The sequence below is a fragment of the Streptomyces sp. NPDC007157 genome (assembly GCF_040634235.1).
Taxonomy (GTDB): Bacteria; Actinomycetota; Actinomycetes; order Streptomycetales; family Streptomycetaceae; genus Streptomyces.
In genome coordinates this window covers 278,904-292,505 of record NZ_JBEYFE010000013.1, presented here as the reverse complement: position 1 = coordinate 292,505, position 13,602 = coordinate 278,904, and the positions used below count along the sequence as shown (strand labels likewise).

The following is a 13,602-nucleotide window of genomic DNA, read 5'->3' as shown; positions in this document are numbered from 1 at the left end:
TCGTCCCCCCCCCCCCCCCCCTGTCCCCCCCCCCCCCGCGCCCCCGCGGGGGGCCCCCCCGGCGGGGGGGCCCCCCTGGTGTTGCCGGGCCCCCCCCGACGGCGTTGCCGATCCGCTGGGGAGAGGTCAGCCGATCGGGATCCCGTTCACCGGCAGACCGTGCGTGGGCATGCCCTGGACCGGCAGTCCACCGAGAAGGCCGGCGACCGGCTTGGTCGGGCCACCGGCGAGCAGCTGCTCGGCGGCCGGCTGGGCGGCGGCAAGACCGGCGGCGAGGGCGGTCTGCCCCTGCGCCAGGGCCTCACCGGCCCCCGGCAGGGCCTTGGAGACGTTCTCGGCCGGCAGCGTCTTGGTGACGGTGTCCAGGGCCTGCGAGGAGTCCGGGACGGCCGGGGCCGCATTGGCCGCGCCAGCGCCGACGGCGGCGAAGGCGGCGCCGAGAGCGGCGACACCGAGGGTCTTGGCAGCAGACTGCTTCATCGTTGATGCGTCCTTGGAATACGGTGACGGGGATCTTTAAAAACGTGCTGAGCGGTCCACGACCGTAAACATGCCGGACCACCCACCGCAAACACCGAAATGCGGACGGAGGGCGAAGGACCGTCCGCATTCCGTGCCCCGCCAGGGCTCCCGATCAGCCCTGTGGATCGGCAGAACCGCTGGTGGAGGCGGTCTGCCGGAACAGCCATTCGGACTTCAGCTCCGCATATCCCGGCTTGACGACGTCATTGATCATGGCGAGTCGTTCATCGAAAGGAATGAACGCTGATTTCATCGCATTGACGGAGAACCACTGCAAGTCGTCGAGCGTGTAACCGAATGCGTCGACAAGGTGCTCGAATTCCCGCGTCATGCTCGTCCCCGACATCAGCCGGTTGTCCGTGTTCACGGTGGCCCGGAAGTGCAGCCGGCGCAGCAGCCCGATCGGATGCTCGGCGTAGGAGTCGGCGGCCCCGGTCTGGAGGTTGGAGCTGGGGCACAGCTCCAGCGGGATCCGCTTGTCACGGACGTACGACGCGAGCCGGCCGAGCTTGACCGTGCCGTCCTCGTGGACCTGGATGTCGTCGATGATCCGCACGCCGTGCCCGAGCCGGTCGGCGCCGCACCACTGGAGGGCCTGCCAGATGGACGGCAGCCCGAAGGCCTCGCCGGCGTGGATGGTGAAGTGGTTGTTCTCGCGCTTGAGGTACTCGAAGGCGTCGAGGTGCCGGGTGGGCGGGTAGCCGGCCTCGGCGCCGGCGATGTCGAAGCCGACGACGCCCAGGTCCCGGTAGCGGTTGGCGAGTTCGGCGATCTCCAGGGAGCGGGCCGCGTGCCGCATGGCGGTGAGCAGGGCGCCGACCCGGATCCGGCGGCCGTTCTCCCGGGCGAGCACCTCGCCCTGCCTGAAGCCCTCGTTGACGGCTTCGACGACCTCTTCGAGGGACAGGCCCCCTTCGAGGTGCTGCTCGGGTGCGTACCGCACCTCGGCGTACACGACGCCGTCCTCGGCGAGGTCCTCCGCGCACTCACGCGCGACCCGCACCAGGGCGTCCCGGGTCTGCATGACCCCGACGGTGTGCGAGAAGGTCTCCAGGTACCGCTCCAGCGAACCGGAGTCGGCGGCCTCCCGGAACCAGACGCCGAGCTTGTCCGGATCGGACTCGGGAAGGCCGGCGTAGCCGGTCTCCCGGGCGAGGTCGGCGACCGTACCGGGGCGCAGTCCGCCGTCGAGATGGTCGTGCAGCAGAACCTTCGGTGCCCGGCGGATCTGCTCCGGCGTCGGGGTGCTCGCGATGCTCTGGCTCGTCATTTCCGCACTGTAACTCCTACGCGCGTAGATCGCCCGGTACTCTGCATATTCCGTTTCCCGTCGATACGTAACGGTGACCGCACGGACGGGTCGCGTACACCGCTTCTTCTGACACTGTTCTGTCATGGCACAGCAAGCGACGCCGGTCCGAACGGCCAGGCTGGGCAGAGCAGTCGGTCAGGAGCCGACGACGGTGAGCGGAGCGGTCCTGCTGCTCCCGGGCGGCGAGGAGGTCTCCGCCCGCAAGCCGTCCCTCGTATGGGCGACGCCCTTCGTCCGCGCACTCGGACGCCGGCTCGCCCGGGACGGCCGGGACGAGGGGCTGGCCGCGCACATCGTCCACTACCGCTATCGCGGCTGGAACGGCAACGAGGCGCACCTCGCGGGGGACGCGAGCTGGGCGGCCGACGAGGTGGTACGGCGGTACGGCGATGTCCCGGTGTGCCTGCTGGGGCTGGGCATGGGCGGCCGGGCCGCGCTGCGCGCGGGTGGCCACGAGGCCGTCAACTCCGTTGTCTCCATCGCCCCTTGGCTACCCGAGACGGATGTGGCGGCGCCCGAGGAACCGGTACGGCAGCTGGTGGGGCGCCGGGTGCTGATCGTGCACGGCACGAACGACGAACGGACCGATCCGGAGCAGTCGTTCCGGCTGGCGTCGCGGGCCAAGAAGGCGAACCGGGAGGTGTGCCGGTTCGAGGTGCACTCGGACGGACACGGGCTGCATCAGCACCGGGACGAAGTCCTCGCTCTCGCTTCGGACTTCGTCATGGGGGCGTTGTACGGGTACGCGGTGTCGCGGCCGGTGGAGGATGCGTTGGCCGCGCCGCCGCCGATCGGGTTGCGGATGCCGCTTGCCGCGGGGTTCGGGCGGTCGCTCCGGAAGGGGTGACGACCGGCTTCGGGGTGCGGGTGGTGGGTGGGTTTCGCGCCCACGCGGCGGTGGCCGCATATCGACACAGCCCCGCGCCCCTGAGGGGCGCGCTGTCCCTAGGTCGGGAGCAGGTTGCCCCTTCTCGACAGCAGGAACTTCTTGAAGGCTGCCACCGGTGGGGTGTCCGGGTGGCCGTCCAGCCATGCCACGCCGATTTCTCTCGCCGCTCTCGGGGCCGTGACCGTCAGTTCCGCCACTCCCGGGCGGGGGAAGACCGGTGGCGGGAGGAGCGCCACCCCCAATCCGGCCGCCACCAGGCCCCGCAGGGTCTCCGCCTCCTCGCCCTCGAAGGCGATCCGCGGCCGGAAGCCGGCCTCCTTGCAGAGGTCGTCGGTGATGCGGCGCAGACCGTAGCCCGGCTCCAGGGTCACGAACGTCTCGTCGGCCGCTTCGGCGAGACGGATGCGCTTGCGGGCGGCCAGCGGATGGTCCGCGGGCACCACCAGGCGGATCTTCTGTTCGTCCAGGCGCCGGGCGACCAGGTCCGGGGCGTCCGGCACCGGGGAGGTGAGGCACAGGTCCAGCTCGCCCGCCCGGAGCTTCTCGATCATCGCCTCACCGTAGTTCTGGACGAGGCTGAAGCGGACCCGGGGATGGTCGACGCGGAAGGCCTGGAGGAGACCAGGGACCGTCTCCGCGCCCATCGTGTGCAGGAACCCGAAGGCGACCTTGCCCGTCGCGGGGTCGGCGTCGGCGCGTACCTCGTCCGCGGCGCGCCGGACCTCGGCGAGGGCGCGTTCCACCGAGGTGAGGAAGGTGCGGCCGGCCGGGGTGAGGGAGACGGTGCGGCCGTGGCGGGTGAAGAGGTCGACGCCGAGGTCCTGTTCCAGGCGGGCCATCGCGCGGGAGAGCGTGGACTGGGGGACGTCGAGCTCCTGCGCGGCCCGGGTGACATGCTCCGTGCGGGCCACGCCGGCGAAGTACGCGAGGCGTGGAGCCAGCAACATCGTCATGTCTTCTGTGTCACTGTCCGGTGACAGGCGCTTTGCTGACCTGTGTTGATGCTCCATGGGAACGATTATGGCGATTCCATGCATTGGACGGATCAAAGAGGGATCCCTAGGTTCGAGGTATGTCTCCCGCCAGTACCGGGGCGTCCACCACCATGGACGCCGCAACGACCGTCCCCGCCTCCGACACCTCCGACTCCCGGATGACCCCGGGCGGCCCCGGCTACCGCCGGATGAGCCTCGCCCTCTTCCTCGCCGGTGTCGCGACCTTCGCCCTCCTCTACTCCACGCAGGCCCTGCTGCCGCTGATCTCGGACGGCTTCGGAGTGAGCGCGAGCGACGCGAGCTGGACGGTGGCGGCGGCGACCGGCGGTCTGGCGCTGTTCGTCATCCCGATGAGCGCCCTGTCCGAACGCTTCGGGCGCCGTACGGTCATGACCGCGTCGCTGGCGGTGGCGGTGGCGGTGGGTCTGCTGGTCCCCTTCGCGCCGTCGCTGGGCGTGCTGGTGGTGCTGCGCGGCATCCAGGGCGCCGCGCTGGCCGGGCTGCCCGCCTCGGCGCAGGCCTACCTGGCCGAGGAGGTCCGCCCCAGGGCGCTGGTCACGGCGATAGGCCTGTTCGTCGCGGGCAACAGCGTCGGCGGGATGAGCGGCCGGGTCATCACCGGCTGGGTCGCACAGGAGTGGGGCTGGCGGGTCGCGGTGGGCGTCATCGGCGTGATCGCGGTCGGCTGCGCGGTGGCCTTCCGGCTGCTCCTCCCCGCCCCGCGGCACTTCAAGGCGGGCTCGCTGCACCCGCGCCGGCTGCTCGGCACGGTCCGCGACCATCTGGCCAACCCGCTGCTGCGCCGCCTGTACGCGATCGGCGCGCTGTTCATGACCGTCTTCGGCGGCGTCTACACGGTGATCGGCTACCGCCTGACCGAGGAGCCGTTCTCGCTCCCCCAGGGCATCGTCGGCTCGATCTTCCTCGTCTACCTGGTCGGCACGGTCTCGGCGTCCACGGCGGGCCGTCTGGTCGGCCGGCTCGGCCGCCGGGGCGCCCTCTACCTGGGCGGCGGCACCACGGCCGCCGGCCTCCTGCTCTCCCTGGCCGACTCGCTGCCGCTGGTCCTGCTGGGCCTCGTCCTGATCACCGCGGGCTTCTTCGCGGGCCACGCGGTGGCGTCCTCGGCGGTCAGCAAGACGGCCACCCACGGCCGGGCCCAGGCCTCCGCCATCTACCAGTCCGCGTACTACATCGGCTCCAGCGCGGGCAGCACGGTGGGCGCGCTGGCCTTCCACGCGAGCGGCTGGTCGGGAACGGTGGGGGTGGCCCTGCTGGCGATCGCGGGCGTGGTGACGATCACGGTGCTGGGCTCGGTGGCGGCCCGCCGGCAGGTCATGGCCACCGCCCACTGAAGCGCCCGCGCGGGGCCGTGTCCGCGGCTCCGCCGCGGGGGCGCGGCCAACCACGGCGACGCCGCGCCCGCGGCACGACCGCGCTCCCGCCCCCTTGGGCGCTCTCCACCCCTCACCTGCGCATTTCCCCACTCCGGGGACCATTGTCAGTGGGCTGCGGTAGCTTCCAAGTGCTGGAGCGCAACGGCGCGCGGGCAGGAACGGCCACAGGGGTGGGTGGACGGCAATGAGCAACAGCACGGCGACGGCGGAACTGGACGTCGCACTGGAGAAGTACCGGACCGAGCTGACCGGGTACTGCTACCGGATGCTCGGCTCGTCGTTCGAGGCCGAGGACGCCGTGCAGGACACCCTGGTGCGGGCCTGGCGGAGCTACGACAAGTTCGAGGGCCGCTCCAGCCTGCGGTCGTGGCTGTACCGGATCGCGACCAACGTCTGCCTGGACATGCTGTCCGCGGGCAACAAGCGGGCCCGCCCGATGGACCTCTCCGAGTCGACCCCGCTGGCCCGGGCGGCGCTGTCGCCCCGGCCCGACAACACCTGGCTGGAGCCGGTGCCGGACGCGCGGGTGCTGCCGACCGTGGAAGACCCGGCGGAGGCGGCCGTGGCCAAGGAGTCCGTCCGCCTCGCCTTCATGGCCGCGCTGCAACAGCTGCCGCCCAAGCAGCGGGCGGTGCTGATCCTGCGCGAGGTACTGGCCTGGAAGGCCAACGAGGTGGCCGAACTGCTCGGCACCACCGTCGCGTCGGTCAACAGCGCCCTGCAGCGGGCCCGGGCCACACTGGCCGAGCAGCAGCAGTCGGGCGCCGCCGCCGAGGTCTCCGACCCGCTCGACGAGGAGCAGCAGAAGCTCCTGGAGCGCTATGTCGCGGCCTTCGAGGGCTACGACATGACAGCGCTGACGGCGCTCCTCCACGAGGACGCCGTCATGACGATGCCGCCGTTCGACCTGTGGCTCGTCGGCCACGAGGACATCGCCGGCTTCATGACCACCATCGGCTCCGCCTGCGAGGGCTCCCGGCTGTTCCCGGTCCAGGTCAACGGCCTGCCCGGGTTCGCCCAGTACAAGCCCGACCCGGACACCGGCGGCTGGAGCCCCTGGGCGGTCCAGGTCCTGGAGATCTCAGACGGCCGACTGACCGGGTTCCACTTCTTCCTCGACACCAAGCGCTGGTTCCCGCTCTTCGACCTCCCCCTCCACCTGGAGGCGAAGGCCGACGAAGCGGAGGAGGGAGCGTAGGGCGGGGTCGGGGTCACGCAGCCGTATCCGCCCTCCGGCCCGGCGGGCGGTCAGCTCCAGCCGCGCCAGCAGATCGACGGCGGTGAGCCCGGGCGGCCCGATCCCGGCGACATCGCAGACGACGATCCCGGCCGCGCCGCCCGCGAGCAGCGCCCGCACCTCGGCGCACAGCCCGGCCACCGCGTCCTTGGCGACGGGGCCGGGCAGCACGAGCACGGCGGGGGGCATGGCATCCACGAACCGGTAGACCGCCGACGGCTCACCAACTCATCGGTAGGGCGCCGGGTTTCCGCACGTCGTCGCGCAGATCACAAGGATCGCAACGTTGACCTGCACCTGACCCGCACCAGAGGGTTGGGTGTATGCCCCACAGATCAGCGTCTCGATGGACACCCGACGGCCTTCCGCGCCCCGAGGGGGTCCCGTGCAGGGGGTGCTGAGCGGCTTCGCGGTCATCGCGATCGTCATCGGGGTGGGCTATGTCCTCGGGCGCGGCGGCCACCTCGGGGTCAACGGCCGCGAGGTGCTCACCAAGCTCGCCTTCCACGTCGCCTCCCCCGCCCTGCTCTTCACCACCCTCGCGAGGGCCGACCTGGCGGTGATCTTCTCCAGCCGCCTCCTGGTGACGGCCCTGAGCACGGCAGCGGCGGCGGGCGCGTTCGTGGCGGTGAGTGTCGTACGGCACTGGGGCGTGGGACGCACCACCATCGGTGCGCTGTGCTCCAGCTACGTCAACTCCGGCAACCTCGGCATCCCGATCGCGGTGTACGTGCTGGGCGACGCGTCCCTGGTGGCCCCGGTCCTGCTCTTCCAGGTGGTCGTCCTGACTCCGGTCGCCCTGACGATCCTGGACCTGTCGGGCATGGGCGAGAAGGGCCCGTGGTGGCGCCGGCTCCTCACCCCGCTCCGCAATCCGATAGCCGTCGGCTCCCTCACCGGGGTCCTGGTCTCGGGGCTCGGCATCCGCCTCCCCGGCCCGGTGATGGACCCCCTGACCCTGATCGGCAACATGTCGGTCCCGGCGGTGCTGCTCGCCTTCGGCATCTCCCTGCACGGCAGCACCCCGCCCGGCCGGGGCCGCGACCGCCACCCGGTGTTCCTCTCGGTGGCCCTGAAGTCGGTGGGCCAGCCGCTGATCGCCTGGGCCCTGGCGTCAGCGGTCTTCGACCTGCACGGCGCCCAGCTCCTCGACGTGACGGTGACCTCGGCCCTCCCGGCCGCCCAGAACCTCTACACCTACGCCGGCACCTACCGTGTGGGCGAGGAACTGGCCCGCGACTCGATCCTGCTGTCCACGGTGCTGGCGGTGCCGGTGCTGGTCGTGGTGGCGGCGCTGCTGGGGTGATGGACCGTCAGGCGATGCGCTCCAGCACCACGGGGGACGCCGTGAACTCCGTGCCGGCGGCCGCGATGTCGTAGGAGCCCTCCACCGACTGGAGCGCGTACTCGAAGCGCTCCGGGGTGTCGGTGTGCAGGGTCAGCAAGGGCTGGCCCGCCGTGACCGTGTCGCCGGGCTTGGCGTGCAGTTCGACGCCCGCGCCCGCCTGCACCGGGTCCTCCTTGCGGGCGCGGCCCGCGCCCAGGCGCCAGGCGGCGACGCCGATGCCGTACGCGTCGAGGCGGGTCAGGACACCGGACGACGGCGCCTTGATCACGTGCTGTTCCTTCGCCACCGGGAGCACCGCGTCCGGGTCGCCGCCCTGGGCCGCGATCATCCGGCGCCAGACGTCCATCGCCGAGCCGTCGGCCAGCGCCTTCGCCGGGTCGGCGTCCTTCAGGCCGGCCGCGTCGAGCATCTCGCGGGCCAGGGCGAGGGTCAGTTCGACGACATCGGCGGGACCGCCGCCGGCCAGGACCTCGACCGACTCGCGGACCTCCAGGGCGTTGCCCGCCGTGAGGCCGAGGGGGGTGGACATGTCGGTGAGGAGCGCGACCGTCTTCACGCCGTGGTCGGTACCGAGGCCGACCATGGTGGAGGCCAGCTCACGCGCGTCCTCGATCGTCTTCATGAAAGCGCCGGTGCCGACCTTCACGTCCAGGACCAGCGAGCCGGTGCCCTCGGCGATCTTCTTCGACATGATCGAGGAGGCGATCAGCGGGATCGCCTCGACCGTGCCGGTCACGTCGCGGAGCGCGTAGAGCTTCTTGTCGGCCGGGGCCAGGCCGTCGCCGGCCGCGCAGATCACCGCGCCGGTGCCGTCCAGCACCGACAGCATCTCCTCGTTGGAGAGCAGGGCGCGCCAGCCGGGGATCGACTCCAGCTTGTCCAGGGTGCCGCCGGTGTGGCCGAGACCCCGGCCGGAGAGCTGGGGGACGGCCGCGCCGCAGGCCGCGACCAGGGGGGCCAGCGGGAGGGTGATCTTGTCGCCGACACCGCCCGTGGAGTGCTTGTCGGCGGTCGGGCGGGACAGGGAGGAGAACTCCATGCGCTCACCGGAGGCGATCATCGCCGCCGTCCAGCGGGCGATCTCGCGGCGGTTCATGCCGTTGAGGAGGATGGCCATCGCGAGCGACGACATCTGCTCGTCGGCGACCTCGCCGCGGGTGTACGCGTCGATGACCCAGTCGATCTGCTCGTCGCTGAGCTCACCGCGGTCCCGCTTGGTGCGGATGACGGAGATGGCGTCCATGGCCATGACGTTCCCTTCGAAGCATTGCGGCAGTGCGAAGCGCGCGGCCCCTCCGGGTGAGGAGGGGCCGGGCGGGAGTTACTTGGTGAGATGGGCCGGGCCGAAGGCCTGGGGCAGCATCTCGGAGAGGGGCAGGACGCCTTCCGGGGTGTCCAGAAGGAGGTCCGGGCCGCCGAACTCGTAGAGCAGCTGGCGGCAGCGGCCGCACGGGACGAGCAGCCCGCCCGTGCCGTCCACGCAGGTGAAGTGGGTCAGCCGGCCGCCGCCCGTGCGCTGGAGCTGGGAGACGAGTCCGCACTCGGCGCACAGGCCCAGTCCGTAGGAGGCGTTCTCCACGTTGCAGCCGGCGACCGTACGGCCGTCGTCGACCAGGGCGGCGGCCCCGACCGGGAAACCGGAGTACGGCGCGTAGGCGTGGGACATGGCTTCCCGCGCCTCGGCCCGCAGGGTCTCCCAGTCGAAGCCGGCGTCCTGGGTCGTCACTTGCCCTGCCCCTTCCGGTAGGGCAGACCGTCCGCCTTCGGCATCCGCAGGGACTGCGCGGACAGCGAGAGCACGAGCAGGGTGACGAGGTACGGGGTCGCGGTCACGAGCTGCCGCGGGACCTCGTTGGTGGTGGCGTACCAGATGAACATCAGGACCGAGATGACGATCGTGATGACGGCCGGGACGTACTTCTTGCGCCAGGCCAGGTAGACCGCGCCGAACACCAGCAGGATCGCGAGCAGCAGGATCAGCGCGTGCACGTTCACCGTGCCGCCGCGCAGGTTGAGGCTGTCGGTGTAGCCGAACAGGCCCGCGCCCAGCGCCAGTCCGCCCGGCATCCAGTTGCCGAAGATCATCGCGGCGAGACCGATGTAACCGCGGCCGGCCGTCTGGCCGTCCAGGTAGACGTTCGAGGCGACGATCGAGAGGAACGCGCCGCCGAGGCCGGCGAAGCCGCCGCTGATGATCACCGCGATGTACTTGTACTTGTAGACGTTGACGCCCAGGGACTCGGCCGCGACCGGGTTCTCACCACAGGAGCGCAGGCGCAGGCCGAAGGCGGTGCGCCACAGCACCCACCAGGTGATCGGGACGAGGGCTACGGCGATGACCGTCAGCGGGGAGAGGTCGGTGAGCAGACCGCCGACCAGGCCGCCGATGTCGGAGATCAGGAACCAGTGCTTCTCGTTGAGCGTGTTCAGCCAGTCGGACAGCCCCGGCACGCTGAACGTGCCGAGCGAGTCGATCGGCGGGGACTGCTTGGAGGAGCCGCCGGGGGCGTCCTCGAAGGTGAACTTCGAGAGGTAGCGGGTGGCGCCCAGGGCGAGGATGTTCAGGGCCACACCGGAGACGATGTGGTTGACGTTGAAGGTGACGGTCGCGACGGCGTGCAGCAGGGCGCCGAGCGCGCCGCCGATGATGCCGAAGACCACGCCGGTCCAGGGGCCCCACTGGTAGCCGGCCCAGGCACCGAACCAGGTGCCGAGGATCATCATGCCTTCGAGGCCGATGTTGACGACGCCCGCGCGCTCGGCCCACAGACCGCCGAGACCGGCGAGGCCGATCGGCACGGCGAGGCGCAGCGCGGTGGACATCTGGCCGGTCGAGGTGATGCCGTCGGCACCGGTGATCAGGCGGACGGCCGAGGTCAGGATCAGGACGCCCGCGATGACCAGCAGGAGTACCGGGAGCGACATTCGGCGGCCGCCCTTGCCGGGCTGCTTCGCCTGCGGCTTGGCGATGGTCGCGGTGGACATCAGGCCGCCACCTCCTTCTTGGTGTTCTGGGCGGCGGCCGCGGCGAGCTCCGCGCCGACCTGGCGCTGCTGGCGGCGCAGGCCCCACTGGCGTACGGCTTCGTAGGAGATGACCACGGAGAAGACGATCAGGCCCTGCATGATCGTGGCGATCTCCTTCTCGTACGCCACCGGGGTCGCGTAGTCGAGGGCGGGCGAGGCCTTGTCGAGGAAGGCCCAGAGCAGGGCGGCGAAGGCGACGCCACCGGGGTTGTTGCGGCCGAGCAGGGCGATGCCGATGGCGGTGAAGCCGAGGCCGGCCGGGAAGCTCAGGCTGTAGGTGTGGGTGTCGCCGAGCAGCAGCGGGAGGCCCGCGAGGCCGGAGACCGCGCCGGAGATCAGCATGGAGATCAGGACCATGCGCTTGGCGTCGACGCCGGAGGCGGCCGCGGCGGACTCGGAGGCGCCGGTGGCGCGCAGGTCGAAGCCGAAGCGGGTGCGGTTGAGGACCACCCAGTAGGCGATGCCGAGGGCGATGGCGACGAACACCATGCCGTAGATCTCGCCGACGTCCGAGCCCAGGTTGATGCCCGGGAACCAGCCGGACTTCTTCATGTCGCCGGTCGTCATGTTGTTGCCGACCTGGACGCCCCAGACGTTGGCCAGGGTGACGTAGCCGATGACGCTGGTGGCGATGGCGTTCAGCATGATCGTGGAGACGACCTCGCTGACGCCTCGGGTGACCTTGAGGACACCCGCGATGCCGGCCCAGAAGGCGCCGGTGAACATGGCGACCAGGAGCAGCATCGGGATCTGCAGGAAGGCGGGCAGGCCGATGTTGGCGCCGACCACGGCCGTCATCACGGCGGCCAGGCGGTACTGGCCGTCGACGCCGATGTTGAAGAGGTTCATGCGGAAACCGAGGGCGACCGCGATGGCCGCGATGTAGTACATCGCCGCCTGGTTGATGATCAGGACCTGGATGTCCGAGTACGGCAGCTGCTGAAGCATCAGCACGTACGGCTCGAACGGGTTGCGGTCCGAGGCGAGCAGCACGATCGACGTCAGTGCGATCGCGAGGACGAGCGCGATGACCGGGCCGGCCAGCGCGAGGAGCACCCGCTCCTTGTCGAACTTCTTCATCGGGCCTCGTCCTCCGGACCAGCGGCGCCTTCGTCGGTGGTTGCTTCGTGTTCCAGGTGGCCGGACGCGGCACCCGTCATGGCGGAGCCCAGCTCCTCCGGGGTGATGGTGGCCGGGTCGGCGTCCGCGACCAGCTTTCCGTCGAAGATCACCCGCAGGGTGTCCGACAGGCCGATCAGCTCGTCGAGGTCCGCGGAGATCAGCAGCACGGCCAGGCCCTTCCGGCGGGCCTCCCGGATGCGGTCCCAGATCTGCGCCTGGGCGCCGACGTCCACACCGCGGGTGGGGTGGGCGGCGATCAGGAACTTCGGGCTGTGGCTCATCTCGCGGCCGACGATCAGCTTCTGCTGGTTGCCGCCGGACAGGGAGGCGGCGGTGACGTCGATGCCGGGGGTGCGGACGTCGTACTCCTCGACGATCCGGCGGGTGTCGGCCTGGGCGCCCTTGATGTCCAGCCAGAAGCCCTTCGCGTTGGGCTTCTCGGTGACGTGACCGAGGATGCGGTTCTCCCAGAGCGGCGACTCCAGGAGCAGGCCCTGGCGGTGCCGGTCCTCGGGGATGTAGCCGACGCCCCGTTCGCGGCGCTTGCGGGTGGCCCAGGGGGTGATGTCCTCGCCGAGGAACTCGACGGTGCCGGAGTCGGCGTTGCGGGTGCCGATCAGCGCGTCGATCAGCTCGGTCTGGCCGTTGCCCTCGACACCGGCGATGCCCATGACCTCGCCGGCGTGGATGGTGAAGGTGACGTCGTCGAGGACGCGCTTGGCCTCGCCGGGGGTGGTGGCCTCGGTGAGCACGTCGGCACCGGCCGTGGCACCGGCGGAGCCGGGGGTCGCGGTCTCGGGCTGCGCGCCGAGCTCGCCGAGGGAGGCGCCGCCGCTGGCGTAGACGGTGAGGTTGCGGACGGTGATGACCGGCTTGTCGGTGACCGTGGACTCGGCGGTCTCCGGGGTGGGCAGCTCGCTGCCCACCATCAGCTCGGCGAGCTGACGCGGGGTGGTCTCGGAGGGGATCGCGGTCCCGACGGTCGTACCGCGGCGGATGACGGTGATGTCGTCGGCCACCGACAGCACCTCGCCGAGCTTGTGCGAGATGAAGATGACCGACAGGCCCTCGGACTTGAGCTCACGCAGGTTGTCGAAGAGTGCGTCGACCTCCTGCGGGACGAGGACGGCGGTGGGCTCGTCGAGGATCAGGGTCTTGGCGCCGCGGTAGAGGACCTTGAGGATCTCCACGCGCTGTCGGTCGGCGACACCGAGGTCCTCGACCAGGGCGTCGGGGCGGATGCCGAGGCCGTAGCGGTCGGAGATCTCGTGGATCTTCTTCCGGGCGTTGCCGCCGATGCCGTACAGCTTCTCGCTGCCGAGCACGACGTTCTCGAGGACGGTCAGGTTGTCCGCCAGCATGAAGTGCTGGTGGACCATGCCGATGCCGCGCGCGATGGCGTCGGCCGGGGACGAGAAGGTGACCTGCTCGCCGTCGATCGCGATGGTGCCCTCGTCCGGCTTCTGCATGCCGTAGAGGATCTTCATCAGGGTCGACTTGCCGGCGCCGTTCTCACCGACGAGGGCATGAACGGTGCCCTTGCGGACCGACAGGTGGATGTCGTGGTTGGCTACGACACCAGGGAATCGCTTGGTGATCCCCGCCAGCTCGACCGCGGCTGTCGTCTCTGCGGTGAGCGGAGGGCTGCTGGACGCGTCGATGGCGCACTCTCCTCGGGAAAGGGGCCGCTCTACGCGCGTAGCGCCCCTGCTTTAAATAGTGCCCGGACCTGACCGAGCTTTTTCGACTCTCGA

Annotated in this window: 13 protein-coding genes; 4 read left to right on the top strand and 9 right to left on the bottom strand. The window is 70.8% G+C overall.

Annotated elements, in window-relative coordinates; genetic code table 11:
• Positions 1 to 126: 126 nt before the first annotated feature.
• Together ABZ642_RS24805 and ABZ642_RS24800 are read right to left on the bottom strand one after the other, a co-directional pair.
• The gene (locus ABZ642_RS24805; protein ID WP_360487993.1) at positions 127 to 480 is read right to left on the bottom strand and encodes an ATP-binding protein; all 354 of its coding nucleotides are present in this window, start codon (positions 478 to 480) and stop codon (positions 127 to 129) included.
• 154 nt (positions 481 to 634) lie between these two features.
• Positions 635 to 1,792, bottom strand: a complete 1,158-nt coding sequence (locus ABZ642_RS24800; protein ID WP_360487990.1) for an adenosine deaminase — start codon at positions 1,790 to 1,792, stop codon at positions 635 to 637.
• 124 nt (positions 1,793 to 1,916) lie between these two features.
• Here ABZ642_RS24800 and ABZ642_RS24795 point away from each other — a divergent pair, with 124 nt between their 5' ends.
• Entirely contained in the window at positions 1,917 to 2,681 is a 765-nt protein-coding gene (locus tag ABZ642_RS24795; RefSeq protein WP_360487987.1) for a prolyl oligopeptidase family serine peptidase, read from the top strand.
• 98 nt (positions 2,682 to 2,779) lie between these two features.
• Here ABZ642_RS24795 and ABZ642_RS24790 read toward each other — a convergent pair whose 3' ends face one another.
• Entirely contained in the window at positions 2,780 to 3,733 is a 954-nt protein-coding gene (locus tag ABZ642_RS24790) for a LysR family transcriptional regulator (protein WP_360487984.1), read from the bottom strand.
• A gap of 62 nt (positions 3,734 to 3,795) precedes the next feature.
• Between ABZ642_RS24790 and ABZ642_RS24785 the strand changes: the two genes are divergently transcribed.
• Positions 3,796 to 5,073 carry an MFS transporter gene (locus ABZ642_RS24785; RefSeq protein WP_360487981.1) on the top strand — a complete coding sequence of 426 codons (1,278 nt, stop codon included), beginning with the start codon at positions 3,796 to 3,798 and terminating at the stop codon, positions 5,071 to 5,073.
• A 226-nt stretch (positions 5,074 to 5,299) separates the two neighbouring features.
• Complete coding sequence (locus ABZ642_RS24780; RefSeq protein WP_360487978.1) at positions 5,300 to 6,313, top strand: sigma-70 family RNA polymerase sigma factor; 1,014 nt, start codon at positions 5,300 to 5,302, stop codon at positions 6,311 to 6,313.
• On the opposite strand, the gene ABZ642_RS24775 is transcribed toward ABZ642_RS24780, so the two are convergent.
• A complete protein-coding gene (locus ABZ642_RS24775) occupies positions 6,197 to 6,541 on the bottom strand; it encodes an STAS domain-containing protein (RefSeq protein ID WP_360487975.1) in 345 nt (114 codons plus the stop codon). The genes ABZ642_RS24780 and ABZ642_RS24775 overlap by 117 nt on opposite strands.
• A gap of 196 nt (positions 6,542 to 6,737) precedes the next feature.
• Here ABZ642_RS24775 and ABZ642_RS24770 point away from each other — a divergent pair, with 196 nt between their 5' ends.
• Positions 6,738 to 7,658, top strand: coding sequence for an AEC family transporter (locus tag ABZ642_RS24770; RefSeq protein ID WP_360487972.1), 921 nt, complete (start codon positions 6,738 to 6,740; stop codon positions 7,656 to 7,658).
• Between the two features lie 7 nt (positions 7,659 to 7,665).
• Here the strand turns inward: ABZ642_RS24770 and ABZ642_RS24765 are convergent, their stop codons facing one another.
• The 5 genes from ABZ642_RS24765 to ABZ642_RS24745 form a co-directional block, all read right to left on the bottom strand.
• The gene (locus ABZ642_RS24765; protein WP_360487969.1) at positions 7,666 to 8,949 is read right to left on the bottom strand and encodes a thymidine phosphorylase; all 1,284 of its coding nucleotides are present in this window, start codon (positions 8,947 to 8,949) and stop codon (positions 7,666 to 7,668) included.
• A gap of 72 nt (positions 8,950 to 9,021) precedes the next feature.
• Entirely contained in the window at positions 9,022 to 9,426 is a 405-nt protein-coding gene (locus ABZ642_RS24760; protein WP_360487966.1) for a cytidine deaminase, read from the bottom strand.
• Positions 9,423 to 10,685 carry an ABC transporter permease gene (locus tag ABZ642_RS24755; protein WP_360487963.1) on the bottom strand — a complete coding sequence of 421 codons (1,263 nt, stop codon included), beginning with the start codon at positions 10,683 to 10,685 and terminating at the stop codon, positions 9,423 to 9,425. The genes ABZ642_RS24760 and ABZ642_RS24755 overlap by 4 nt, the downstream gene beginning before the upstream one ends.
• On the bottom strand, positions 10,685 to 11,806 hold the full coding sequence (locus tag ABZ642_RS24750; protein ID WP_360487960.1) for an ABC transporter permease: 1,122 nt from the start codon (positions 11,804 to 11,806) through the stop codon (positions 10,685 to 10,687). Before ABZ642_RS24750 ends, ABZ642_RS24755 begins: the two co-directional genes overlap by 1 nt.
• The gene (locus tag ABZ642_RS24745) at positions 11,803 to 13,509 is read right to left on the bottom strand and encodes an ABC transporter ATP-binding protein (RefSeq protein WP_360488024.1); all 1,707 of its coding nucleotides are present in this window, start codon (positions 13,507 to 13,509) and stop codon (positions 11,803 to 11,805) included. The genes ABZ642_RS24750 and ABZ642_RS24745 overlap by 4 nt, the downstream gene beginning before the upstream one ends.
• Positions 13,510 to 13,602 lie beyond the last annotated feature (93 nt).

Bases quoted from the DNA above. Each gene is read 5' to 3' on its own strand.
- ABZ642_RS24750 (WP_360487960.1), bottom strand. From the start codon at position 11,806: ATGAAGAAGTTCGACAAGGAGCGGGTGCTCCTCGCGCTGGCCGGCCCG.
- ABZ642_RS24765 (WP_360487969.1), bottom strand. From the start codon at position 8,949: ATGGCCATGGACGCCATCTCCGTCATCCGCACCAAGCGGGACCGCGGT.
- ABZ642_RS24755 (WP_360487963.1), bottom strand. From the start codon at position 10,685: ATGTCCACCGCGACCATCGCCAAGCCGCAGGCGAAGCAGCCCGGCAAG.
- ABZ642_RS24800 (WP_360487990.1), bottom strand. From the start codon at position 1,792: ATGACGAGCCAGAGCATCGCGAGCACCCCGACGCCGGAGCAGATCCGC.
- ABZ642_RS24805 (WP_360487993.1), bottom strand. From the start codon at position 480: ATGAAGCAGTCTGCTGCCAAGACCCTCGGTGTCGCCGCTCTCGGCGCC.
- ABZ642_RS24775 (WP_360487975.1), bottom strand. From the start codon at position 6,541: ATGCCCCCCGCCGTGCTCGTGCTGCCCGGCCCCGTCGCCAAGGACGCG.
- ABZ642_RS24780 (WP_360487978.1), top strand. From the start codon at position 5,300: ATGAGCAACAGCACGGCGACGGCGGAACTGGACGTCGCACTGGAGAAG.
- ABZ642_RS24790 (WP_360487984.1), bottom strand. From the start codon at position 3,733: ATGGAGCATCAACACAGGTCAGCAAAGCGCCTGTCACCGGACAGTGAC.
- ABZ642_RS24795 (WP_360487987.1), top strand. From the start codon at position 1,917: ATGGCACAGCAAGCGACGCCGGTCCGAACGGCCAGGCTGGGCAGAGCA.
- ABZ642_RS24785 (WP_360487981.1), top strand. From the start codon at position 3,796: ATGTCTCCCGCCAGTACCGGGGCGTCCACCACCATGGACGCCGCAACG.